General features: G+C 63.3%; 23 protein-coding genes and 1 tRNA gene. 12 read left to right on the forward strand and 12 right to left on the reverse strand.

Annotation, left to right across the window (positions count from 1 at the left end):
• The first annotated feature begins 165 nt into the window (after nt 1-165).
• Complete coding sequence (locus ACFW0H_RS15075; RefSeq protein WP_422914688.1) at nt 166-951, forward strand: TatD family hydrolase; 786 nt, start codon at nt 166-168, stop codon at nt 949-951.
• A gap of 413 nt (nt 952-1,364) precedes the next feature.
• Here ACFW0H_RS15075 and ACFW0H_RS30160 read toward each other — a convergent pair whose 3' ends face one another.
• The 4 genes from ACFW0H_RS30160 to ACFW0H_RS15100 all read right to left on the reverse strand — a co-directional run bounded on the left by ACFW0H_RS30160 (nt 1,365) and on the right by ACFW0H_RS15100 (nt 7,836).
• Complete coding sequence (locus ACFW0H_RS30160; RefSeq protein ID WP_459077305.1) at nt 1,365-3,395, reverse strand: methyl-accepting chemotaxis protein; 2,031 nt, start codon at nt 3,393-3,395, stop codon at nt 1,365-1,367.
• Between the two features lie 367 nt (nt 3,396-3,762).
• Nucleotides 3,763-4,599, reverse strand: coding sequence for a regulatory signaling modulator protein AmpE (ampE, locus tag ACFW0H_RS15090; RefSeq protein WP_422914689.1), 837 nt, complete (start codon nt 4,597-4,599; stop codon nt 3,763-3,765).
• A gap of 16 nt (nt 4,600-4,615) precedes the next feature.
• A complete protein-coding gene (gene ampD / locus ACFW0H_RS15095) occupies nt 4,616-5,164 on the reverse strand; it encodes a 1,6-anhydro-N-acetylmuramyl-L-alanine amidase AmpD (RefSeq protein WP_422914690.1) in 549 nt (182 codons plus the stop codon).
• 398 nt (nt 5,165-5,562) lie between these two features.
• Nucleotides 5,563-7,836, reverse strand: coding sequence for a DUF1631 domain-containing protein (locus ACFW0H_RS15100; RefSeq protein WP_422914691.1), 2,274 nt, complete (start codon nt 7,834-7,836; stop codon nt 5,563-5,565).
• Between the two features lie 321 nt (nt 7,837-8,157).
• On the opposite strand from ACFW0H_RS15100, the gene nadC reads away from it, so the two are divergent.
• A complete protein-coding gene (gene nadC, locus ACFW0H_RS15105) occupies nt 8,158-9,006 on the forward strand; it encodes a carboxylating nicotinate-nucleotide diphosphorylase (protein ID WP_422914692.1) in 849 nt (282 codons plus the stop codon).
• Nucleotides 9,007-10,107: 1,101 nt separating this feature from the next.
• On the opposite strand, the gene ACFW0H_RS15110 is transcribed toward nadC, so the two are convergent.
• Nucleotides 10,108-10,356, reverse strand: a complete 249-nt coding sequence (locus ACFW0H_RS15110) for a hypothetical protein (protein ID WP_422914693.1) — start codon at nt 10,354-10,356, stop codon at nt 10,108-10,110.
• 184 nt (nt 10,357-10,540) lie between these two features.
• On the opposite strand from ACFW0H_RS15110, the gene ACFW0H_RS15115 reads away from it, so the two are divergent.
• Nucleotides 10,541-11,467 carry a universal stress protein gene (locus tag ACFW0H_RS15115; RefSeq protein WP_422914694.1) on the forward strand — a complete coding sequence of 309 codons (927 nt, stop codon included), beginning with the start codon at nt 10,541-10,543 and terminating at the stop codon, nt 11,465-11,467.
• Nucleotides 11,468-11,904: 437 nt separating this feature from the next.
• Complete coding sequence (locus ACFW0H_RS15120; RefSeq protein WP_422914695.1) at nt 11,905-12,132, forward strand: hypothetical protein; 228 nt, start codon at nt 11,905-11,907, stop codon at nt 12,130-12,132.
• 85 nt (nt 12,133-12,217) lie between these two features.
• On the opposite strand, the gene ACFW0H_RS15125 is transcribed toward ACFW0H_RS15120, so the two are convergent.
• The 3 genes from ACFW0H_RS15125 to ACFW0H_RS15135 form a co-directional block, all read right to left on the reverse strand.
• Nucleotides 12,218-12,293 (reverse strand) — tRNA-Thr (locus ACFW0H_RS15125).
• Nucleotides 12,294-12,494: 201 nt separating this feature from the next.
• Nucleotides 12,495-12,914 carry a pilin gene (locus ACFW0H_RS15130; RefSeq protein ID WP_422914696.1) on the reverse strand — a complete coding sequence of 140 codons (420 nt, stop codon included), beginning with the start codon at nt 12,912-12,914 and terminating at the stop codon, nt 12,495-12,497.
• A gap of 394 nt (nt 12,915-13,308) precedes the next feature.
• A complete protein-coding gene (locus ACFW0H_RS15135; protein WP_422914697.1) occupies nt 13,309-13,728 on the reverse strand; it encodes a pilin in 420 nt (139 codons plus the stop codon).
• Between the two features lie 250 nt (nt 13,729-13,978).
• Here ACFW0H_RS15135 and pilB point away from each other — a divergent pair, with 250 nt between their 5' ends.
• The 5 genes from pilB to yacG are packed head-to-tail and all read left to right on the forward strand — an operon-like array spanning nt 13,979 to nt 18,583.
• Nucleotides 13,979-15,685 (forward strand): type IV-A pilus assembly ATPase PilB, encoded by a 1,707-nt coding sequence (gene pilB / locus ACFW0H_RS15140; RefSeq protein WP_422914698.1) that lies wholly within the window; start codon nt 13,979-13,981, stop codon nt 15,683-15,685.
• A 3-nt stretch (nt 15,686-15,688) separates the two neighbouring features.
• A complete protein-coding gene (locus tag ACFW0H_RS15145) occupies nt 15,689-16,909 on the forward strand; it encodes a type II secretion system F family protein (protein WP_422914699.1) in 1,221 nt (406 codons plus the stop codon).
• Nucleotides 16,906-17,778 (forward strand): prepilin peptidase, encoded by an 873-nt coding sequence (locus ACFW0H_RS15150; RefSeq protein ID WP_422914700.1) that lies wholly within the window; start codon nt 16,906-16,908, stop codon nt 17,776-17,778. Before ACFW0H_RS15145 ends, ACFW0H_RS15150 begins: the two co-directional genes overlap by 4 nt.
• Entirely contained in the window at nt 17,775-18,386 is a 612-nt protein-coding gene (coaE, locus tag ACFW0H_RS15155; RefSeq protein WP_422914701.1) for a dephospho-CoA kinase, read from the forward strand. Before ACFW0H_RS15150 ends, coaE begins: the two co-directional genes overlap by 4 nt.
• Nucleotides 18,383-18,583 carry a DNA gyrase inhibitor YacG gene (gene yacG / locus ACFW0H_RS15160; RefSeq protein WP_422914702.1) on the forward strand — a complete coding sequence of 67 codons (201 nt, stop codon included), beginning with the start codon at nt 18,383-18,385 and terminating at the stop codon, nt 18,581-18,583. Before coaE ends, yacG begins: the two co-directional genes overlap by 4 nt.
• A gap of 126 nt (nt 18,584-18,709) precedes the next feature.
• Here yacG and ACFW0H_RS15165 read toward each other — a convergent pair whose 3' ends face one another.
• From ACFW0H_RS15165 to ACFW0H_RS15180, 4 genes are all read right to left on the reverse strand, one after another.
• Entirely contained in the window at nt 18,710-18,925 is a 216-nt protein-coding gene (locus ACFW0H_RS15165; protein WP_422914703.1) for a hypothetical protein, read from the reverse strand.
• A gap of 429 nt (nt 18,926-19,354) precedes the next feature.
• On the reverse strand, nt 19,355-20,041 hold the full coding sequence (locus ACFW0H_RS15170) for an energy-coupling factor ABC transporter permease (RefSeq protein ID WP_422914704.1): 687 nt from the start codon (nt 20,039-20,041) through the stop codon (nt 19,355-19,357).
• Complete coding sequence (locus ACFW0H_RS15175) at nt 20,038-20,505, reverse strand: FAD/FMN-containing dehydrogenase (protein WP_422914705.1); 468 nt, start codon at nt 20,503-20,505, stop codon at nt 20,038-20,040. Before ACFW0H_RS15175 ends, ACFW0H_RS15170 begins: the two co-directional genes overlap by 4 nt.
• Before the next feature lie 4 nt (nt 20,506-20,509).
• On the reverse strand, nt 20,510-20,932 hold the full coding sequence (locus ACFW0H_RS15180) for a GNAT family N-acetyltransferase (protein ID WP_422914706.1): 423 nt from the start codon (nt 20,930-20,932) through the stop codon (nt 20,510-20,512).
• A 134-nt stretch (nt 20,933-21,066) separates the two neighbouring features.
• Between ACFW0H_RS15180 and ACFW0H_RS15185 the strand changes: the two genes are divergently transcribed.
• The 3 genes from ACFW0H_RS15185 (at nt 21,067) to ACFW0H_RS15195 (ending at nt 23,314) form a co-directional block, all read left to right on the forward strand.
• On the forward strand, nt 21,067-21,693 hold the full coding sequence (locus ACFW0H_RS15185) for a DUF1780 domain-containing protein (protein WP_422914707.1): 627 nt from the start codon (nt 21,067-21,069) through the stop codon (nt 21,691-21,693).
• Between the two features lie 88 nt (nt 21,694-21,781).
• Nucleotides 21,782-21,955: a DUF3094 family protein gene (locus ACFW0H_RS15190; protein ID WP_422914708.1), complete on the forward strand. Its 174-nt coding sequence runs from the start codon at nt 21,782-21,784 to the stop codon at nt 21,953-21,955.
• A 60-nt stretch (nt 21,956-22,015) separates the two neighbouring features.
• On the forward strand, nt 22,016-23,314 hold the full coding sequence (locus ACFW0H_RS15195; protein WP_422914709.1) for an NAD(P)/FAD-dependent oxidoreductase: 1,299 nt from the start codon (nt 22,016-22,018) through the stop codon (nt 23,312-23,314).
• Nucleotides 23,315-23,667: the final 353 nt, after the last annotated feature.

Genomic DNA, 23,667 nt, shown 5'->3' on the forward strand with positions numbered 1-23,667 from the left:
TGGCCCAACCATAGCCAAGAATGAACGAGTGTTCAATAGCGTTTTTCGCCCCGATTCTCCTGGTCCTCCCAATGCCCCGTGGCAGAGCGGGCGCCCCCGGAAAAGCGCCCGTTTTCCCTGCAATCGGGCATGCCGCAAGGTGCCGCTGGGTATATGCTGGCGGCCATGCTGATCGATACCCACAACCACCTGGACTTCCCCGATTTCGATGCTGACCGCGACGCCGTCCTGGCGCACTGTCGTGCCCTGGGCGTGGGGCGGCAGGTGCTGCTCGGGGTGTTCCAGGGCAACTGGCAACGAATCTGGGACCTGGCCAACACCGAGGACGGTTTCTGCACCGCCTTCGGCCTGCACCCGGTTTACCTGGCGCAACACCGCGACGAGCATCTGCTGGAACTGCGCCAGCTGCTGCAGCGCCATGCCGGACACCCCAAGCTCTGCGCGGTTGGCGAGATCGGCCTGGACTATTTCATTCCCGAACTGGATCGCGACCAGCAGCAGCGCCTGTTCGAGGCCCAACTGGCGCTGGCGGCGGAGTTCGAGCTGCCGGCCCTGCTGCACGTGCGGCGCAGCCACGCGGCGGTGATCGCCACCCTGAAACGCTTCCGCCTCAAGCGCGCCGGCATCGTCCACGCCTTCGCCGGCAGCGTCGAGGACGCCAAGGAGTATCGCAAGCTGGGCTTTTACCTCGGCCTCGGCGGCGCCCCCACCTGGCCGCAGGCCAACCGCCTGCGCAAGGTGGTGGCGCAGTTGCCGCTGGAATCCATCGTGCTGGAGACCGACTCGCCGGACATGGCGCCAGCCATGCATCCCTACGGGCGCAACAGCCCGGAGTTCCTGCCGGATATCTGTGCGGCCCTGGCGGAGATTCGCGGCGTTACGCCGGAGGAACTGGCCGCAGCCAGTACGCGCAATGCCTGTGAGGTGTTTGGGTGGGACATTCCCTTGTAGGGGCGAATTCATTCGCCAAGCAGACCGCAGGTCTGCCCACACCCCGTCGGGGCAACTGCGTTGCCCTTGGCGAATGAATTCGCCCCTACAAAAAAGCTACGTAGGATGGGTGGAGCGGAGCGATACCCATGCGGACAGAGCTGATGGGTATCGCAAGCTCGCGGAGCGCCGCCCGACCCATCCGGACTGCCCACACCCCGTCGGGGCAACTGCGTTGCCCTTGGCGAATGAATTCGCCCCCACAAAAAAGCTACGTAGGATGGGTGGAGCGGAGCGATACCCATGCGGACAGAGCTGATGGGTATCGCAAGCTCGCGGAACGCCGCCCGACCCATCCGGACTGCCCACACCCCGTCGGGGCAACTGCGTTGCCCTTGGCGAATGAATTCGCCCCTACAAGAACCGCGGCGGGATCAGACCCGGAACGCGCCGATCAACTGCTTGAGCTGCGCCACCTGCCCGGACAGCTCGCGGCTGGCCTGTTCGGTCTGGTTCGCGCCCTCGGCGGTGCGCTCGCCCGCGTGGTTGATCTCGACGATGTTCTGGTCGATGTCATGGGCCACGGCGGTCTGCTGCTCGGCCGCGGCGGCGATCTGCTGGTTCTGGTCGACGATCAGGCCCACCGCGCCAAGGATGTTCTCCAGCGCCGCCTGTACCTTGCCGGACTGGCTGACAGTGCCGTCGGCCATCTGGTGGCTGGTGCTCATCGCCTTCACCGCGGCACCGACGCCGCCCTGCAGCCTGACGATCGTCTGCTCGATTTCCTCGGTGGACTGCTGGGTACGCTTGGCCAGGGTGCGCACCTCGTCCGCCACCACGGCGAACCCCCTGCCCTGCTCGCCGGCACGGGCCGCTTCGATGGCCGCATTCAGCGCCAGCAGATTGGTCTGCTCGGCGATGCCCTTGATCACTTCCAGCACCCGGCTGATGGAAGCGCTGTCCGCCGCCAGTTGATTGATCACCACCACCGATTGGTCGATCTCGCTGGCCAGCCGCTCGATGCTGCCCAGCTGGGACTCCACCAGGGCTCGCCCGCTGACGGTTTCCTGGTTGACGCTCTGCGCACTGCCCACCGCGGCGGCGGCACTGCGCGCCACCTCCTGGGCGGTAGCGGACATCTGATTCATCGCCGTGGCCACCTGCTCGATCTGGCTGCGCTGGCCGGCCACCGCCTGGTTGCTTTCGCCGGAAACCCGCTCCACCCGGCCGGCCTGGCGCTCCACCTCGGCCACGGTATGGCCGACCAGTTCGATCAGGTCGTGGATCTTCGCCACGGTGCCGTTGAACACCTGGCCCAGTTCGCCCAGCTCGTCGCGGCTTTCGGCGCGGAAGCTGACGGTCATGTCGCCTGATGCGACCTGGTCCATCACCTTGCCCAGGCTCTTCAAGGTGGTGCGCGTGGAAACGTAGAAGCCGCTGTAGAGGTAGAGAATCGCCAGGAACACCACCAACAGGGCCACCACCAGCAGCACGGTCTGCATGCGCTTGCCGGCCAGGCGGTCTTCCAGCTCCGTCTTGAGGAAAGCCAGGGAGCCGTCATTGAGCTGGTAGGTCTTCTCCAGCGCTGCGCTCACCTGGTCGTAGAACTGCCGCCAGGGCGTGTCGAGGGTGTCGGCCATGATGACCTTCTCCTCGAAGAGCGCGGCGCTCTGCTTGATGGTCTCGCGGCTGGCGGCGGCCAGGCCGTCCAGCGCCTGGTGCGCGCGCGGGCTGCCATCGAGGGCGTCGGTGAGCTTCAGGCCGTACTCGGCATTGAGCTTGTCCAGATCCAGCAGCAGGTCGTCCAGCTTGGTGCTGGCCGCCGAATTGAGGAAGCCCTGGCCGAGGGAATAGGCACCAATGGCGCGGCCCTTGCCCAGGGCCATGGTGACTTGCGGGGTGGCGCTGGTGACCAGTTCGGTGACCTGGCGGACATCGGCCTGGTTGTCCTGGCTGAGGCCGGCTTGGGCGGCGACGAACCGGATGAAGACCTGGGCATTGCCCAGCAGCTTCTCGATCATCGCGCTCTTGCTCTGCAGCGAGTTCTCACCCTTGGCTGCCTGCAGGGCGGCGAGCAGTTCGTCGCGCTTGGCGTTGAAGGCCTCGACCTGCCCGGGTTCCGACACCACCGGCGCCAGCCCGCGGAGGGTGGCCAGCAGCTCCTGCTCCAGGCTGGCGATACGCTGTTCCAGGTCGCCGGACTGCCCCGACTGGCCGATCATCGAATTGATCAGCACCAGGTCGTTGAGGCTTTCGAGGTTACGCCGCAGCGTGAGGCTGGTACCCAGCAGGTCGAGGCTCTGCAGCTCGGCGCGGGTGCTGACGAATTGCCGGTAGGAGTCGCGCACCAGATAGAAGTTGGTGATCAACATCGGCAGGAAGAACAGAACGCTGATCAGGCTGAACTTCATACCGAAGCTGAGGCGATTCATCAGCGCGATGGCAGGATACAACAGGGTCTTCACAAGACGCCTCCTGTTCACATTTATTGTTATGAATGCGCACCGATCGCCGACAACGCGGCTCGACCATTGCGCCGCAGCATCCCCACGCTGCGACGCGGCCGCCCAACTCGGTCAGATACTTCCTTGAGCAAAGTCAGGTATTTCGGGCGCGAGCACCTGTGTACCCGATATCGGCAGGAGTTTCTGTAATTAAAGGTTAAGCAAGGCGGGCCCGACCGCCGGTGGCGCCCGGCATCGGCATGTAGGGTGGACCACGCTTCATCGGTCCACCGAACGAGGCTCCCGGAAACCACGGATGGTGGAAATCCGCTTCGTGGATTTCCACCCTACCCAGCTGGGTTGTGACGCCCGAGGCAGACGAGGTCCGTCAGAACAACAGGGCCCAGACCGCGAAACCGGCGTACCAGAGCACTGCGGAGCGCACCACCAGCTGCCAGAGGGCATCCAGGGTCGCGACCCCGGCATCGCCGCTGGCGGGCTCCGGCAACTCGGCGGCGGCGCGGCCAGCCAGTTGGATGTAGCGCGACGCCGGAATCTCCCAGCTCAGCAGCTCGTGCAGCAGCACCCGGCTGACGCCGACGAAATTGCCCACCAGCGAGAAGCTTGCCGCCAGCACCCGCACCGGCAACCAGTCGAAAGCGTGACGGATCACCTCCGCCCGCTCGCGCACCGCCGGCGCCTCGGCATGCTCGGTGGTCAGCGCCAGCAGGCGGTAGGCCAAGGCCGCCACCGGCCCCAGCAGCGCGTACCAGAAGATCACCGCGAAGAAGCCCTGATAGGCCTGCCAGAGCTGGTAGCCCTGCACCTGCTGCAGCAGATCGCCGCTCTCGTCGGCCTCCAGGCCGAGGTCACGCTCGGCCACATGGTAGGCACCCTGGGTATCGCCTCGCCGCCAGGCATCGCGGAACGGGCCGAGATCGGCCAGCACATCGCCACGGCCCAGGCTGTAGATGATCACCAGCAGGTGCACCGGCAGCGCCAGCCAGCCGTAAGCCAGCGGCTCCAGGGCCGTCAGCAGCAGCGCCAGCAGGACCAGGGGCAGCAACACCAACAGCGCCAGGACCGCCCAGGGGCGGCCAGCGAACCGGGGGTTGGCCTCGGCCTTGGCCAGTTCGCGCGCCCAGAATCCATCCTGCTGGATATGCCAGCGCCAGGCGGAGAATTTCTCGATCCAGAGCACCAGCAACAGCACCAGAAAATACATGGGTCCCTCCTCTTGATCAGGCTACGAGCGCCGCCCGCAGGCGCGCCCAGTCGAATGCCGGCCCGGGATCGGTCTTGCGTCCCGGGGCGATATCGCTATGACCGCAGATGCGCTCCGGCGTTATGGCCGGGTAGACGCAGCGCAGCTGCTCCACCAATGCGATCAGCGCAGCGTACTGGGGTTCCGTGAACGGCAGGTCATCGGTGCCCTCCAGTTCGATCCCCAGGGAAAAGTCGTTGCAGTTCTCCCGCCCCGCGAACAGCGAGACACCGGCGTGCCACGCGCGCTCGTTGCAGGAAACGAACTGGGTGACGGCGCCGTCGCGCTCGATGAGGAAATGCGCGGACACCTTGAGCTCGCGGATGCCCTCGAAATAAGGGTGCTCGGCGGGGTCCAGGCGGTTCTGGAAGAACTCCTGCACCTTGCCCGTGCCGAACTGGCCGGGCGGCAGGCTGATGTTGTGGATCACCAGCAGGGAGACCTCTCCCAGCGGGCGACAATTGAAGTTGGGCGAAGGGCGATGGCTGATGCCCTGGCACCAACCGGAAGCGGGGTCCAGCTGCATGTCGGCTCCTTGGTCTGCCGCCACTTTAGGCACAGTGAAGCCATTTTAGCGAGTGGCGATGTGCGGAGCGGTGGGCTGTACCAGACGCAGCCGGCGGGTTTGGCCGACACCGACTGTGGGGGCGATTTCAATCGCTGAGCGAACCGCAGGTTCGCCCTTCGACCTCATGGGGGGCAGCTGCGCCGCCCTTGGCGAATGAATTCGCTATGTCTGCGTTAAGTTGAGATGTGGCGCAGAGGCCCGTAGGGTGGGCTTCAGCCCACCATCGGAGGTCAGCGTGGGCTAAAGCCCACCCTACAAGGCTACAAAAGCCAGCCCGAGCGCAGTGGCGATCGTAGGATGCGGTGGAGCGGAGCGATACCCATCAGCCACGCGCGATGGGACAGGCCTCGCGAGGCTCAAGCCCCCTTCAGCCGCCGCAGGTTGCCGATCACCGACTCCAGGGCGCGGTCGAACAACAGGGCATCGTCCAGCAGGCGAATGGCCTTGCGGCGGAACTCCACGGCCAGCCCCATGCGGGTCTTCTCCAGCACCTTCATGCCGGTGCGGTTGACGAAGATGTACTTGCCGGTGGGCTTGATCAGCGCCGCCAGCTTGCAGCGCAGCTTGTGCTCGTCGTCCTCCTGGAACTCGACCCAGCTGCCCACCCGCAGGTTGTCGGCGAAGCCCAGGGCCTCGTGGTCGTCCGCCAGGCTGAGCTCGGGCTCCTGCGCCGGCGCCTCGACCGGTGCGGCGAGGACGATCTCCTCCACCACCGCCACCATCGCCGGCGCCATTTCCGCGGGCTCGTTGGCTGCCGGCAAGTCGAGCAGCGGCGGCGTCGACTCCGGGTCCTCGTCGGCGACCACGACCACCAGCTCCGGCTTGCGCAAGCGCTGGAAAGCCTGCACATGCAGCGATTCCAACTGGCTGAAGAACGCACTGGTGGAGAAAGGATCGAAGGCGGCGCTGGCCAGCCCGTCACGCAGGGACTTGAGCAAGCCCGGCACCTGCTCCAGCAGGCGCGCCCGCGCTTCCGGAGCCTCATGGGGCTCCACGCTCCAGATCAGGTCGTCCACGGTCTGCAGGGCGGACTGCCACTCGGCCGACTCCACACCGTGCTTGAGGCAGGTCAGCATCAGCACCTTGCTCCAGGCTTCCTGGAGCAGGCGCACCACCACTTCCGGCAGGGTACGGCCGAGCAGGCGCTGGTTGAGCGCTTCTTCCACCTGCTTGCGGGCGAGTTCGGCCCTGGCACGGCCTTCCTCGGCATCGCGGGTACGCTGTTCCAGCAGTTCGCTGCGGCGGCGCTCGTCGCCGGTATAGGCGAGGAATTCGTTCAGCAGTTCGGAGAAGATCGCCGGGTCATCGACGAAATCGTTCAACAGCCGTAGCACCACCTGCTCGATGCGGTGGTAGAGGCTGTCGCGCTTGGCATCGTCCTGCTCCACCCAGCCCAGGGCCGCCGAGGCGATCTCGTTGAGCAGGCGGCGCGCCGGGTGGCTGCCGCGGCTGAAGAAGGTCTTGTCCAGCAGGGCGACCTTGAGCATGGGGATCTGCATGCGCCCGATCAGCGCCTTGAGCGAGTCCGGCAGGGTGCGATCGTCAAGGATGAACTCGAAGAGCATGGACACCAGGTTGATGACATCGTCATCCACCTGCCCGACCACCCGCACGCGGCCACTGCGGGCACTGGCGCGGGTCAGCAGCTGGTCGAGGTTGAGGCGCAGGTCGTAGTCGTAATCGGACTGCTGCGGCAAGTGCTGCTGCAGGTGGGACAGCAGGCGCATCAGGTCGTTGCTGCTGACCGGAACCGCATCGGCGGGATACTCCCGGCGCGGCACAGCCGAGCCACGCACCTGGGAGAGCAGTTCCTGGAGCACGCCGAAGACTTCCTGCACGCCCTGTTCCGCGGTTTGCGCGCCTGCACTCGCCTCGCCCGGCTGGGCCGTGCGCGCCGTGGCGGCGGTACGCTCCTGCTGGCGGCGAACGGGCGCCGCCGAACGCAGGTCCGGCAGCACGCCGGCGGCGATCAGGCACTGGTTGGCTTCGGCGTAGATCTGGTCCAGCTCGGTGAGAACGTACTTCTCGAACAGCTTGAGGATGATCAGCTTGACCTTGATCTCCACGCCCAGGCTGCGGCAGGCGTCGAGGAAGGACTCGCACAGCTGGCGCGGGCCCAGGGGGTTGGTCCGGTCTTCGATCTTCTTGCTGACCAGGGTATTGAGGCGTGCCGTGAGGTGGCCAAGGGCGATGCCATCGCGATTCATCACCTTGGCGACCATGGCGTCCAGGGCCACGGTTTCCTCGAGCTCATCGTTCTGGACCAGCGAAAGGCTGTCGAAGGACACCGCGCCCAACTGCGGCGCCTTGCCGATCTCGTACTGTTGCAGGGACGAGAATGACTCGAACACCTTCTGCAAAAAGGTCCGCTCGATGCTCTTGCGCTTCAATCGCAAGTCGCGCATTGCCTCGAAAAAGGCGCTCTGCTCGGCATTGCTGGTGGCGCGGTCCGCCATCTCGAACAGGGTGTCGTCCGCATTGTCGAACAGCATCTGCAGCGCCTGCTTCAGCTGCAGCGCCACTTTGTCGCGCACCTGAATCAAGGCCACGGGCAACCTTCCTACCGGTGAGGTTGGCGATTGCTCGGCGGCCCCCTTGTTCAGCGGCACCACCTTCGCGTCGGTCTGCATCACAAGCCTCCCGCAGGCCGCGCCCTTGCGAAGGGCTTGTCGGGCTGCACGTCGATCATGGGGAGCCATCCATAACGTCAACTATCTGACGTCAAATTTAGAAAATTCCGATGTCATTATATGGATGATGCCGTGACAACCAAGCGGAGTTTTCCTACAGACATGACTCAATTCACAGTTGCGGGACACTGACCGACAAGCGAACGGCACGCAAGTCGCACTCCTGACCGTCCGGCAGAACGCGCAGGCTGCCAGTCATCGGCACTGCGCCGGTCGTCGGCAGCCTTTATAATCGCCGCCATCCTGCCTGCGGAGCCCACCATGCCCAACCTCCTCCTCGCCGACCTCAGCGCTGAAATCGAGGCCAACGTACGCGCCGCCCTCAAGGAAGACGTCGGCGGCGGCGACATCACCGCCCAACTCATCCCCGAAGACCGCCCGGCCCGCGCCAGCGTGATCACCCGCGAGGCGGCCATCATCAGCGGCACCGCCTGGGTGGACGAAGTGTTCCGCCAGCTCGACCCGCGCGTGAAGGTGCAATGGCAGGTACGCGACGGCGAGCGCGCCGCGGCGAACCAGGTGCTCTTCCACCTCGAAGGCCCGGCCCGCGCCCTGCTCACCGGGGAGCGCAGCGCCCTGAACTTCCTGCAGTGCCTGTCGGGCGTCGCCACCCGCGTCGGCCACTATGTGGAACTGGTGAAAGACACCCAGGTGAAACTGCTCGACACCCGCAAGACTCTGCCCGGCCTGCGCCTGGCGCAGAAGTACGCGGTCACCTGCGGCGGCGGCCACAACCACCGCATCGGCCTGTACGACGCCTTCCTCATCAAGGAAAACCACATTGTGGCCTCCGGCGGCATCGCCCAGGCCATCGACGCCGCCCACCGCATTGCCCCCGGCAAGCCGGTGGAAGTGGAAGTGGAAAGCCTCGACGAACTCCAGCAAGCCCTGGCGGCCGGCGCCGACATCATCATGCTCGACGAACTCAGCCTCGACGACATGCGCACCGCCGTCAGCCGCACCAAAGGCCGCGCCAAGCTGGAAGCCTCCGGCGGCGTCAACGAAACCACCCTGCGCACCATCGCCGACACCGGCGTCGACTACATCTCCATCGGCACCCTGACCAAGGACGTCAAGGCCATCGACCTGTCCATGCGCCTCAGCCTCTGAGCACAGCCCCCCCCCAGAGCTTGGCTGGCGGCCGAGGGGTGGAATCCTTGTAGGGGCGATTTCAATCGCCAAGCAGGCCGCAGGCCTGCCCTATGAGCCTTCCCGGGGCAACTCCGTTGCCCTTGGCGAATGAATTCGCCCCTACAACGCCGGTGGGGGGCGCCACGCGCACCAGCCGTAGAACCCCGCGCAGAGACTGATTCCGCAAGCCGACTATCGAGGATTGCTTAACGACCGAGAGCAGAACCCTTGTGGGGGCGATTTCAATCGCTGAGCAGGCCGCAGGCCTGCCCTACGAGCCTTCCCGTGGAAACTCCGTCGCCGTTGGCGATTAAACATCCACGCTCGTAGAAACTGGACTTGCTTTACCCCGGAGCAGACCACCAACTGCCGCATAGCCCCCTATCCGCTATGCCTCAAATGGCCCGGATCAAGCACCGAAGCCAGCCCGTAGGGTGCGCCATGCGCACCAGCGGTCGCCCCCCTTGCAGGGCTTGATTGCGTAATCCGGCTATCGGGAATTGCTACTCGACTGAGCACAGCGCTTGTAGGGGCGATTTCAATCGCCAAGCAGACCGCAGGGCTGCCCTACAGACCTTCCCAGGGCAACTTCGTCGCCCTTGGCGAGTAAACATCCACGCTCGTAGAACGTGGACTTGCGGTAGCCCCCTGGAAGGGGGCGAATCCTCCCCCGTGCACAAGGCCACCCCTTTCACCTGGTCTGGACCGTAGGGTGCGCTGTGCGCACCGATTCCGGGATCGGCTTCGGCACCCCGTCAAACCGCCGGTGCGCACGGCGCACCCTACCGGATCGGCTTCATCCTGCTAGCCCGGAAATCGAATCGTCACCGGCAGAGCCGATGACTCATGACCACGTCCTAAGGACGTGGTTTTCCGAGTTCAAATGAATTCGCCCCTGCAAAGCCGCCAGGGCGCACCCTCTCATTCCCCACGAAAGGTCGAAATAAGCCTTTCCTTGCTTCAACCCAAATCACCTAACCCGGGCGACCAGCTGCCTCGCTGTGATTTCGATCAGCCACCATACTTCGCCGTGAGCGAGCAGGGCCTACTCACTCGTCCTCCTCTTGCAGAAATTCCCCGTCAGCCAATGATCACCGGGGCGTATTGGCGTGCCTGCCGAGCAGCCAGGAATCCACGCGCAATCAAGAGTTCGAGGGAGTAGTCGCTTCGTCGGCGCCAGGCCACATGCGCAGGGCGTGGCATCGGCTTCTCGATCTGGATGTAGTGGAACAGCAGCGCTTGCGCTGTGGAAGCTGATTCCGCAGTTGCATGAACGACAAGAAGAAGTTCCGTGATCATCAACGCCGGTTCGATGCGGACAACAAACATCGGAGTGACTCGACGAATCTGATTTCGGCTGTCGCGTGCAGGGTGTCGGTGGATGGGCTTCCAACCGACGGACAGAGCGGCAATTGCGGGCAACCGCTGCCCCCATTGCGCTCATTGGGACACAACAAAGAAGCACTGTGCCTCCGTCCACATGCAAACCGAACTCGCGCTCGGGAATACAGCCATGCATACCATCCGAAACACCCTGGTGGTCGTGGATCCACAGCAGCCTGAGGCCCTGGTCCTGAACCGGGCCAGAATGATCGCCAGCGCCACCCAGTCGCACTTGCATCTCCTGGTTTGCGACAAGCACCCCAACCTTTCGCCGCACCTCGAAGACCTGGGAGAAACGCTGGAAAAGGAGGGTTTCAGCGTCAGCGCCGAGCAGGCCTGGCACCATAGCCCGCACCAGACCATCATCGCCGTGCAGCAGGCGCAGGGCTGCGGGCTGGTGATCAAGCAGCACCTGCCCGATAACCCCATCATGAAAGCCATCCTCACCCCGGAGGACTGGAAGTTGCTGCGCTATTGCCCCAGCCCGGTGCTGATCGTGAAAACCGTCAGGCCCTGGAGCGACGGCACCATTCTCGCCGCCGTCGACGTGGGCAACAGCGATATCGAACACCGCGTGCTGCACGCCGGCATCGTCAGCCACGGCCACGACATCGCCAAGCTGGCCGGCAGTACCCTGCACATGCTGAGCGCCCACCCCTATCCCATGTTCTCGGCGCCGGATCCCGTGTTCCAACGCAAGGAAAGCATCCAGGATTTCTACCGCGCGCAATGCAGGACACTGCAAAAGGAGTTCGGCATCGACGACGACCGCCTGCATATCGAAGAAGGCGCGGCCGATATCCTCATTCCGCAAATGGCCCACACACTCAATGCCGCGCTGACGGTGATCGGCAACGTGGCCCGCACCGGGCTGACCGGCGCCTTGATCGGCAACACCGCCGAGATGGTGCTCGACACGCTGGAGAGCGATGTCCTGGTACTCAAACCGGACGACATCATCACCCACTTGGAAGAACTGGCGGCCCCGGCACAAGGCGCCCAGGAGCAGGCCACGCTGACGTCCTGGCCTTACAACCACCATAACCATCGGCTTTAGGTTGTCCGGTCTGCGGCTCGTTGGTCGTGGCCGTGTGGCGCTGCTGAGCCTCTGATTCCCGCCTTGCCGAGCCGCGGGGCGTTGCCATGCGCCCCGGGTGAGGCTATGGTGCCGCCGTCCTGGCAAATTCCAGGACCGGGCGTCGCGGCCCGAAATGCAAAAGGCGCACAAGCGCCGACCATCCGATTGCTGGCGCTTTTTTGTGTCGGCAACGTCGTGTCATGGCGGCTGTGCGCGGGAGACCGAAAGGTCTGCCGGGTTCCTTTTGCCCCGGTCCGCGAACCCGTGCACAGCTGCCACCCCAATCGTTTCGCGGCGATTCGCGGCAGTTCCCAAGCAAAAGGAGCTTCGACTATGCACACCCGCACATCAGCAAGGAATGCACACCCCTGGGTAGCGACTATCGCCAAGGGTCAGAGAGTCGCAGGAGGTGGGCTATGAACAGCTTCGCCCGCATTGCCGACCACCAAGGCGACCGCATCATGACCGCCGGCTACGCCCTCGGCACCATAGCCGACTTGCTGGGCTGCGACGGCCTCGAACACCACCTGAGCGACCGGGACCTGAAAGGCCTGCACCACGCTATCAAGGCCATCTCGGAACTGATGAAGTGCTCGGCGATGGAGCTGTATAGCGTTGCCGACAAAATTGACAGGCAAGACTGAAAGGCGCATCGCCGAGGCACCAAGCCATGGCCCGCCCCACGAAAAACAAAAAGCCCCGCTGATGCGGGGCTTTCTGTCTGGATCATGGTGCCGGTAAGAGGAATCGAACCCCCGACCTTCTCATTACGAATGAGCTGCTCTACCGACTGAGCTACACCGGCGCGGCGCTCAAGATAAACGCTGCGGGCGCAGTTGAAAAGCGCCCAAATGTGAAAAACGTCGACTTGGGATTCAGCGCAAACGGATGGCCATTCACTGCGGCCAACAGGCAGGCATAGAAACGCGAAAGCCCCGCCGCGAGGGACAGGGCTTTCGAGACAATCTGGTGATGGGTTTCGCTTCGCTCACCCCATCCTACACGCTTAGTCTTTACAAACCTTAGCAGCCAAACAGGTGCCGGACTGAGTCCACGTTACTTGCGTTGCACCAGCCGCCAATGACGGAGTATTGATGTAGGTGTAGCCGCCCGCAGGAGCCCCAGCTGTGGCAGTAACAGCTGCAGTGGTTCCCGTAATAGCTAGAGCGGTAGTCGCTTCTTTAGAGTTCACAAGCGTAGTAATGCCGACTTCTGCGATGGTGTCACAGGCAGTTGCATCGCCTGCGTTTTCGGTCAGACACACGGAAATAGCAGTTTCAGCAGAGGCTGCAGCTGACACAATGTCTTGAAACTTAGATTTAGTCACATAGTCCTGATATGCCGGAATCGCGACAGCAGCCAAAATACCGATAATCGCAACCACAATCATCAATTCGATCAAGGTAAAGCCTTTTTGCACCTTCATGGAGTTCTCCTAAAGTAAAAATAAAGGTCTAGCGACCTGGTTTAAGCCTAAGCAGATAGCATGCCAAATCTATCAAGCACACTACTCATGCACCTCCAGCCTGACCAGACCACAGAGCTCCATCCAGAATCAGCAATTAGTGACATTTTTTGGCTCTATCTTGCTTCACGCAAGATAGAGCCCATCCACGCAAACGCAGGACAAATCAACCGCACGGTGGCTAATCCTCCGCATCTCCCCCTCTCCACAAAGCATAACGCCCCGCAGAGGCGGGGCGTTATGGGAAGAGGTATCAGCGGCGACGAGACAGTATCGCGGTGAACGGTGGCAGCCCCTTTGGGAACCCAACCCTACGGTCCGTCATACGATCATTTCCGAGCGACCCGGATTTAACTTATTGCTTACAAACCTTAGCAGCCAAACAGGTGCCGCTCTGAGTCCACACTACCTGGGTTGCACCAGCCGCCAAAGACGGAGTATTGATGTAGGTGTAGCCGCCCGCAGGAGCTCCAGCTGTGGCAGTAACAGCTGCAGTGGTTCCCGTAACAGCTAGAGCGGTAGTCGCTTCTTTAGAGTTCACAAGCGTAGTAATGCCGAGTTCTGCGATGGTGTCACAGGCAGTTGCATCGCCTGCGTTTTCAGTCAGACACACGGAAATAGCAGTCTCAACAGAGGCTGCAGCAGACACAATGTCTTGAAACTTAGACTTAGTCACATAGTCCTGATATGCCGGAATCGCGACAGCAGCCAAAATACCGATAATCGCAACCACGATCATCAATTCGATAAGGGTGAAACCTTTTTGAGCCTTCATTTTTTTCTCCATCTGCTGAGGGTCAAACAACCTGACAACGCCATCAGTGCACAGTACGTGCCACATGCAGCACCCGTCGAAAGGGCAGCCAAAAACGGCGTACCGGGGCCGTTCCTATAGCGAGCAGGAGTAACTGAAAGCACCATAAACCGCAAATACTGTCCTTTTTTGTCACCCTCGGCTCAGGCATTTGGCTGCCAAGATCATCTACGTTATAAGGCAGAGTCAAACTCACAGACCGACGCCTGCCATGACAGAGACTGCCCCCACCCTTTCAGGCCTCGCCAAACAGCTTGTCCTGACCAACCTGCTGGACGAGCGGAGCGCCCTTCAGGCCCACACCCAGGCGCAGCGCAACAAGATCCCGCTGATCACTTACCTGGTGCAGAACAAGCTGGTGAAAAGCCGCGATCTGGCGGAAATGGCAGCAGAGCAGTTCGGTGTCGCCTTTCTCGATCTTTCCGGCGTCGACAGCGAATCCCAGCCCAAGGATCTGGTCAGCGAAAAGCTGATTCGCCAACACCGCGCGCTGCCCCTCTGGCGACGTGGCAACAAGCTATTTGTAGGCATTTCCGACCCCACCAATCACCAGGCGGTCACCGATATCCAGTTCAGTACTGGGCTGAATACCGAGGCCATCCTGGTCGAGGATGACAAGCTAGGCGACGCCATCGAGAAGTTCTTCGACTCCGCCACCAGCGGCATGGAGGACCTTGGGGATGTCGACTTGGATGGCGTTGACGTCGAAGCGGTCGATGATGACAAGAAGGACAACCCTGGCGGCGTGGATGCCGATGACGCTCCGGTAGTGCGCTTCGTCAACAAGATGCTGCTGGATGCCATTCGCGGCGGCTCTTCAGACCTGCACTTTGAGCCGTATGAGCGCTCCTACCGGGTGCGTTTCCGTACCGACGGCATGCTGCATGAGGTGGCCAAGCCCCCAATCCAGTTGGCCAGCCGTATTGCCGCCCGCCTGAAGGTGATGGCTGCGCTGGATATTTCCGAACGGCGCAAGCCCCAGGATGGCCGGATCAAGATGAAGATCTCCAAGGCCAAGTCCATCGACTTTCGCGTCAATACCCTGCCCACCCTCTGGGGCGAGAAGATCGTGATGCGGATCCTCGATCCCACCAGCGCCCAGATGGGCATCGATGCCCTGGGCTACGAGGAAGAACAGAAGGAACTCTATCTCGCCGCCCTGAAGCAGCCCCAGGGCATGATCCTGGTGACCGGCCCCACTGGATCCGGCAAGACTGTATCCCTCTATACCGGCATCAATATCCTCAATACTGTGGATATCAATATCTCCACGGCAGAAGATCCGGTGGAGATCAACCTGGAAGGGGTGAACCAGGTTAACGTCAATCCCAGACAGGGCATGGATTTCGCCCAGGCCTTGCGCGCCTTCCTGCGCCAGGACCCGGATGTGATCATGGTGGGTGAGATCCGCGATCTGGAAACCGCCGAGATCGCCATCAAGGCGGCCCAGACCGGCCATATGGTGCTGTCCACCCTGCACACCAACAGCGCCGCGGAGACCCTGACCCGCATGCGCAATATGGGTGTGCCGGCTTTCAATATCGCCACCTCGGTGAACCTGATCATCGCCCAACGCCTGGCACGCAAATTGTGTATCCATTGCAAGAAGGAACTGGAGATCCCCCGGGAAACCCTGCTCAAGGAGGGTTTCCCGGAGTCCAGCATCGGCAGCTTCAAGCTCTATGGCCCAGTGGGCTGCGACAACTGCAACCAGGGCTACAAGGGCCGAGTTGGTATTTATGAAGTGGTTAAAGTCACGCCGGCTATGCAGCAGCTTATTATGGAGGAGGCCAACTCCATCCAGATCGCCCGGCAGGCGCGCCAGGATGGCTACAACGATTTGCGAACCTCGGGCTTGGTGAAGGCCATGACCGGCATTACCAGCCTCGAGGAAGTCAACCGCGTGACCAAGGATTAATCCATGGCGGCAAAAGCGCTGAAAAACAGTACCTTCGCCTGGGAAGGCACAGACAAGAAAGGATCCAAGGTCAGGGGCGAGATCTCGGGGCAGAACCCGGCCCTGGTCAAGGCCCAGTTGCGCAAGCAGGGCATCAACCCGACCAAGGTACGCAAGAAGTCGGCGCCCCTGTTGAGCGCAGGGCAGACGATCAAGCCACTGGATATCGCTCTCTTCACCCGCCAGATGGCCACCATGATGAAGGCCGGCGTTCCTTTGATGCAGTCCTTCGACATCATCGGCGAGGGTTTCGAGAAGCCCGCCATGCGCAAGCTGGTGGATGAGGTGAAGCAGGAGGTGTCCGCCGGCAACAGCCTAGCCAACTCCCTGCGCAAGAAGCCTGAATATTTCGACGAGCTCTACTGCAACCTGGTGGACTCGGGCGAGCAGGCTGGTGCCCTGGAAACCTTGCTGGATCGTATTGCCACCTACAAGGAGAAGACCGAGGCACTGAAGGCCAAAATCAAGAAGGCCATGAACTACCCCATTGCCGTAGTATTAGTTGCCATCATCGTTTCGGCCATTTTGCTGATCAAGGTAGTGCCTCAATTCCAGTCGGTGTTCGCCAGCTTCGGCGCCGAACTGCCAGCCTTTACCCTGATGGTGATCGGCATTTCCGAAGTACTTCAGAAGTGGTGGTTTATCGTCCTGCTTGGATTGTTCGCCTTTGGCTTTGCGGTGCAACAAACGCACCTGAAATCGCAGAAGTTTCGGGATTGGACCGATCGAGCCGTGCTCAAGCTGCCCATCGTCGGGAATATTCTCTACAAGGCCGCGGTTGCACGCTTCGCCCGAACCCTGGCAACTACGTTCGCCGCCGGCGTGCCGCTGGTGGACGCACTAGACTCGGTGGCAGGTGCCAGCGGCAACGTGGTGTTCAAGAATGCGGTAAACAAAGTCAAGCAGGATGTCTCTACCGGCATGCAGCTGAACTTCTCCATGCGTACCACCGGCGTTTTCCCCGCCATGGCCGTGCAGATGACCGCCATTGGCGAGGAGTCCGGGGCCCTGGACGATATGCTCGACAAGGTCGCCAGCTTTTACGAGGCGGAGGTGGACAACGCCGTCGACAGCCTCACCGCCCTGATGGAACCCATGATCATGGCCGTACTCGGGGTACTGGTCGGCGGCCTGATCATCGCCATGTACCTGCCCATCTTCCAACTCGGCAACGTCGTCGGATGAATTTGATCGACTTCCTGGCCAGCCACGCGCTGGCCTTTGTTTTGCTCGCCCTGCTGCTTGGCCTGTTGCTGGGCAGTTTCCTCAATGTAGTGATTTACCGCCTGCCGCAGATGATGTTCCGCGACTGGCAGGAGCAGGCGCGGGAGGCCCTGAGCCTGCCGGAAGAGCCCAAGGGGCCGGTGTTCAACCTGGTGCTGCCGAATTCCCGCTGCCCCCACTGCAGCCATGAAATCCGCGCCTGGGAAAATATCCCGGTGGTCAGCTACCTGGCCCTGGGCGGCAAGTGCTCGGCCTGCAAGGCTCCCATCAGCAAGCGCTACCCGCTGGTGGAACTGGCCTGCGGCCTGCTCTCGGCCTATGTGGCCTGGCATTTCGGCTTTGGCTGGCAGGCTGGCGCCTTCCTGCTGCTGACCTGGGGCCTGCTGGCGATGAGCATGATCGACGTCGACCACCAGCTGCTGCCCGATGCGCTGGTGCTGCCGCTGCTCTGGCTGGGCCTGATTCTCAATAGCCAGGATCTGTTCACCAGCCTCGATCACGCACTCTGGGGCGCGGTGGCCGGTTATATGAGCCTGTGGTCGGTGTACTGGCTGTTCAAGCTGGTGACCGGCAAGGAAGGCATGGGCCATGGCGACTTCAAGCTGCTGGCGATGCTCGGCGCCTGGGGCGGCTGGCAGGTGCTGCCGCTGACCATCCTGCTGTCGTCCCTGGTGGGCGCGGTGCTGGGGGTGATCATGCTGCGCCTGCGCAACAAGGACACCGCCACGCCCATCCCCTTCGGCCCCTACCTTGCGATTGCCGGCTGGATTGCGCTGCTCTGGGGTGATCAAATAACGGCGACCTATCTGCAGTTCGCCGGATTCAAATGAACAAACCCTGGATTCTTGGCCTTACGGGCGGCATCGGCAGCGGCAAGAGCGCCGTCGCCGCCCATTTCAGCGATCTTGGCGTGCACCTGGTGGATGCCGACCAAGCCGCGCGCTGGGTGGTGGAACCCGGCCGCCCGGCCCTGGCGAAGATCGCCGAGCACTTCGGCAGCGCGGTATTGCAGGCCGACGGCCAGTTGGACCGCGCCGCCCTGCGCCAGCGCATCTTCGATAACCCGGACGAGCGCCGCTGGCTGGAAAGCCTGCTGCACCCGCTGATCGGCCAGGAAATCAGCCAGTACCTGGCGAAGGCCGAATCCCCCTATGCCATCCTCGTCTCGCCGCTGCTGATCGAGTCCGGCCAGTACCGCTTCACCCAGCGCGTATTGCTGGTGGACGCCCCGGAAACCGTGCAGATCCAGCGCACCATGCAGCGGGACAAAGTACCCGAAGAGCAGGTCCAAGCCATATTGAAGGTACAGGCCAGCCGCGAAGAGCGACTGAAGCACGCCCACGACGTACTGCTCAACGACCGCGACCTGAACTGGCTGCGTGCCGAGGTAGAGCGCCTGCACAACTTCTACCTGACCCTGCGAGGAGGCCAGCCATGAGCCAACCCGTCACTGTGGAGTGCCCGACCTGCGGCGCTCCGGTGGAATGGGGCCCGCAAAGCCCCTCCCGCCCCTTCTGTTCCGAACGCTGCAAGCTGATCGACCTGGGCGCCTGGGCCGCCGAGGAGCATGCGATCCCCGGCAACGATCTGGAAGACGACCTGTTCTCCGGCGAACTGCCGCCGCGCGAGCATTGATTGCTGTTGTGGCCATTTACCGGGGAAAGAAGGAATTCGTAGGGTGCGCTGTGCGCACCGGGTGTTTACGAGTGGCTTCCTGGTGCGCACAGCACACCCTACATAAGGCGCTCCCAGCATCAGCGCTCAAGGGCGCATGAAGCTGTAATCGCACTCCGCGTCGAGGTTGTCGGCGAGAAAGGTCAGTTCCTGCGCCAGGTCTTCCGCTGAACGCAGCGCTGCGCTGCGTTCGACCACCGCGCTCAGCAAGGCACGCAATGCCAGCTCTTCGGTGAAGCCACCCGCCTTCGCGGCTTCCAGGTTCTGCTCAAGAGCGGTTCTCGCCCAATTGTGAATGCTCATTCCGTCTGCTCCATGGTTGCGGTGGATAGAAGATACGCACGGATTCCCGCCCAGGCGTAGGGTGGACCACGCTTCACCGGTCCACCTTTCGGGGTTCGGCCGGGCCCTGCTGGTGGATGTAGAAAGCGACATCCACCCTACACACGGATTCCCGCCCGGGCGTAGGGTGGACCACGCTTCACCGGTCCACCTTTCGGGGTTCGGCCGAGCCCTGCTGGTGGATGTAAAAAGCGACATCCACCCTACGCGCGGATTCCCGCCTGGGCGTAGGGTGGACCACGCTTCACCGGTCCACCTTTCGGGGTTCGGCCGAGCCCTGCTGGTGGATGTAAAAAGCGACATCCACCCTACACACTAGTGAGCGACGCCCCACGATAGTTGACCCAGGTCAGGTCCGGGGGCGGGATCGAGCGGATGAATCCCCGTCCATCAGCGGGAATCGTCGTCCTTCCAGGGCGCCTGGAGGTAACGGGTGCGGTTGAAGGTTTCCAGCCACTCGGGGCAGAACACCACCAGGGCGGTCACGGCGGTGCCGTTGATGAAGGCTTCGGGGAACATCACCAGCCAGAGGTAGCCGATGAAGTCCTCCAGCCAGGGCGGCATCGGGAAAACGCCGTCCACCCACAGCACCCCGAGCCCGATAAGAACGCAGAGCAAGGCGGCCAGGGCAGCGGGAAAGAAGCCGCAGCAGAAGATGTACACGAACAGGTTGCGCGGTTGGTAATGCTCCACCCACTTGGCGCACAACTCGGTGACCAGCACCGGCAACAGCACCAGCAGCGCGCCGTTGACGCCCAGGGCCGACAGGTCCTGCTTGCCCAGCGCCAGCAGGCCCAACTGTGCCGTCAGGCCGCCCAGCACGGCCAGGGGCCAGTCGAGCAACAGGGTGACCGCGGTCATGCCGATGAGGTGATAGGACAGGCCCGAAGCGAAGTCCCGGCGCATCAGCCAGAGCAGGAAGAGTGCCAGCACGGTGCCGAACAGCAGGTGCTGGCGACGGAAATCGCTGAACAGCTCGACCCAGGGCGCACGCCAGATGGCCCAGGCCAGCACGGGTAGATAGATAGCCCAGCCGAGAGTCAGTGATTCCGTGGAGAGGAGTTCAGCAGCGATCACGGCGCCAGGGACTCCAGCGCGGCACGCAGGGCCGCGGCGTCGGAGAATTCCCGCTGTTCCGCGAGCTTGCCGTGATCGAGCCGCAGCCAGAGCACTTGCGATGCCTGGCCGGGATAGCGGCTGGCGACGCGGGATTCACGGTCCAGCAGGACCCGGTAGTTGTAGTCGCGCATGGCGGGAACGGCGAAGAGCCTGGAGACCAGCGCCGGCATGCGGCTGATGTCGGCCAGGAACATGGCGCGACGCCCTTCGAGGTAGCCCTTGGGCTGGCCTTCGAGCGCCGCCTTGACCAACTTGGCGCCGTCCATGTCACGAGCCACCAGCAGCAGCTGCAACTGGTCGTCCAGGCTATAGGGCTGCTCGTACTGGTCCAGCAGGGTCCAGGGGGCGAGGCGCTCGCCGACTTCCAGCGCCTGGCTCACCGTCGCCAGCAGGCAAAGCATCAACCCAAGGCAGATCCGCATCGATTCAGTCTCCAGTGGTCGAGTAGACCCGAATGTCCTCACGCTCCGACCAGCCCCGCTGCATCTGCCAGAAGGCCAGCGCCTCGGGCGCATCCTCGAGCACGAATACATGGGACTTGCGGATACCCAGTTGGGCCAGGCGACGCAGCGCCTCCTGCAGCAATGCCTTGGCCCAGCCCTTGCCGCGGAACGGCGAGTCGACCACCAGGTGCTGCAGGTAGCCCCGGCGCCCGTCATGCCCGACCAGCAGGCTGCCCGCCACATGGCCGCGATCGTCCTCGAGCAGCAGGCAGAGGTCGGGATTGCGCTGCAAGTAGGCGCAGAAGGGTTCCAGTTCGTCCTCCGCACGCAGGCGGATGCCCGGCGTGCGGCGCCAGAGGTCTTGCAGGTGGATGTGATCGGCAGCGGTGATCGGGCGAATGCGCATGGTGGGCTCCCGGCAAGTTCTGGGAGTTTACACCGCGGTGGTCAGCGGCAACCTGCGCGCATTTGTCGCGACGGCACCGCCGCAGAGTCGCCGGGGGTACCCAGAGCCCGGGCCGCAGGGCTAAGCTGCGGAACATGAACGAGTCCGACTACCTGCGCCTGCTCACGCGGCAGGCCGAGCAAGCCAACGACTTCCTGTCGAACGCGCGCAAGTGGGAACGTGAGCGCTGGGTCTGCCAACGGCTCCTGCAAGCGCTCAACCTGTCCTATCGCCTCGAGGATTTCAGCACCGGCCAGGAGCCGCCGGACGTGCAATTCCGCGAAGCCAACTTCGAGGTCTTCTTTGTCCTCGACGAAGGCCGCCGCCTCAACGAGGAATGGCGCGCCGAGCTGGAGCGCCGCCGCAGCGCCTTCTCCCTCGCGCAACTGGTGCGCCGGGAAAGCCGCCCGAGACGCATACCCGCCGCCGAGCTTCAGGCCCGCCTGGCGCCGACGCTGCGCAAGAAGGCGCGCAACTATGGCGAACGCGGCCTCGAGCTGGGCGATCTCGACCTGCTGGCATTCGTCAACCTCAAGCGCGCGACCCCGGACTTCAACAGCCCTTTTCCACCACCGACCGAATACCTGCGCCAGGGGTGGCGCTCGCTGTCACTGGTGGGGCCGAACTTCGCCCGGGTCCTGTTCGCCCATCGAGACGCCCCGGACTTCCTGCGCAACAACCTCGGCCGCACCATTCTGTTCGACGTGGGGATCGGCCTGTAGCCACGCCCATGCAATTTTCCCCTGCCACGCGTTGAGCCCCCGTGAATTCGCCAGCTAGAATGCCCGTCATTCCAAAGTCGAGGCTCCCATGTCCAGCCGTCTGACGCCCGAAGACCAGCAGAAGGTCGACCAGTACCTGAACCTCCCGCAGCACCAGGTGGAACGCCAGCCGTTCCGCCCATGGCGCCTGCTGTGGATAACGCTGGCAGTGGTGATCGCCCTGGGCATCCTCAGCCGCCTCCTGAGCCGACTGGTGCTATGAGCTGCCTCCTGCGCTCGCCCTCGGCGAACAAGAATTCCTATAGCCTTGTGAGACCTTCCCATGTCCCATCGCATCGTGATCGTCGGCGGCGGCGCCGGCGGCCTGGAGCTCGCTACCCGTCTGGGTAGAACCCTCGGCAAGAAAGGCCTGGCCAAGATCGTCCTGGCCGACGCCAACCTCACCCATATCTGGAAGCCCCTGCTGCATGAAGTGGCCGCCGGTTCGCTCAACTCCACGGAGAACGAGCTGAACTACGTGGCCCAGGCCAAGTGGAACCACTTCGAGTTCCAGCTCGGCCGCATGAGCGGGCTGGACCGCAAACGCAAGGTCATCCAGCTCGCCGCCACCCATGACGAGGAAGGCCGCGAACTGGTGCCGGCGCGTGAGCTGGCCTACGACAGCCTGGTCCTGGCGGTCGGCAGCACCACCAACGACTTCGGCACCGAAGGCGCGGCGCAGCACTGCATCTTCCTCGACACCCGCGAGCAGGCCGAGCGCTTCCACCGCCAACTGCTCAGCCACTACCTGCGCGCCCATGCCCAGCAGAACGCCAGCGACCAGATCAGCGTCGCCATCGTCGGCGCCGGCGCCACCGGTGTCGAGCTGGCCGCCGAACTGCACCACGCGGCCCATGAACTGGCCGCCTATGGCCTGGACAGCATCCAGCCGGAGAACATGCGCATCACCCTGATCGAGGCCGGCCCGCGCGTGCTCCCGGCCCTGCCCGAACGCATCAGCGCCCCGGTGCACCGCACCCTGGAGCAGCTCGGCGTGAAGGTCATGACCGGTGCGGCGGTGAAGGAAGTGACCGTGGACGGCCTGCTCACCGCCCAGGGTGAGACCATTCCCGCGAGCCTCAAGGTCTGGGCCGCCGGCATTCGCGCCCCGGCCTTCCTCAAGGACCTCGACGGCCTGGAAAGCAACCGCATCAATCAATTGGTGGTGCGCCCGACCCTGCAGACCACCCGCGATGACGACATCTTCGCCTTCGGCGACTGCGCCGCCTGCCCCCTTGGCGACGGCAGCGAACGCAACGTCCCGCCGCGGGCCCAGGCCGCGCATCAACAGGCATCGCTGCTGGTCAAGTCGTTCAAACTGCGCCTGCAGGGTCAGCCCCTGCCGGACTACCAGTACCAGGATTACGGCTCGCTGATCTCGCTGTCGAGCTTCAGCGCGGTAGGCAATCTGATGGGCAACCTGATGGGCAGCGTGAAGCTGGAAGGCTGGCTGGCGCGGATGTTCTACATCTCGCTCTACCGCATGCACCAGATGGCGCTCTACGGCGGATTCCGTACCTTCCTGCTGATGCTCAGCGACCGGATTGGCCGCAGCACGGACCCGCGGCTGAAGCTTCACTGACTTATCGCCAAAGGATCGTCGGGCAGGCCTGCGGCCTGCTTGGCGAATGAATTCGCCCCTACAGGGTGGTGCCCAGTGGCAGTGCGGCGCCGGCGCAAGTCACCCCTCTACCTCCGGGAGAGGGGCCGGGGCGGGCCGCGTTCGGATGAGGGATATCGTGCCCTGCTCGAACTTCCAGGGGCAGCCCTTCGGCCTGCTTGGCGAATGAATTCGCCCCTACAGGGTGGTGCCCAGAGGCAGTGCGGCGCCGGCGCGAGTCACCCCTCTCCCTCCGGGAGAGGGGCCGGGGGGTGAGGGATATCGTGCCCTGCTCGAACTTCCAGGGGCAGACCTTCGGCCTGCTTGGCGAATGA

It is taken from the genome of Metapseudomonas cellulosilytica (genome assembly GCF_049334135.1).
In the GTDB taxonomy this organism is placed as follows: Bacteria; Pseudomonadota; Gammaproteobacteria; order Pseudomonadales; family Pseudomonadaceae; genus Metapseudomonas.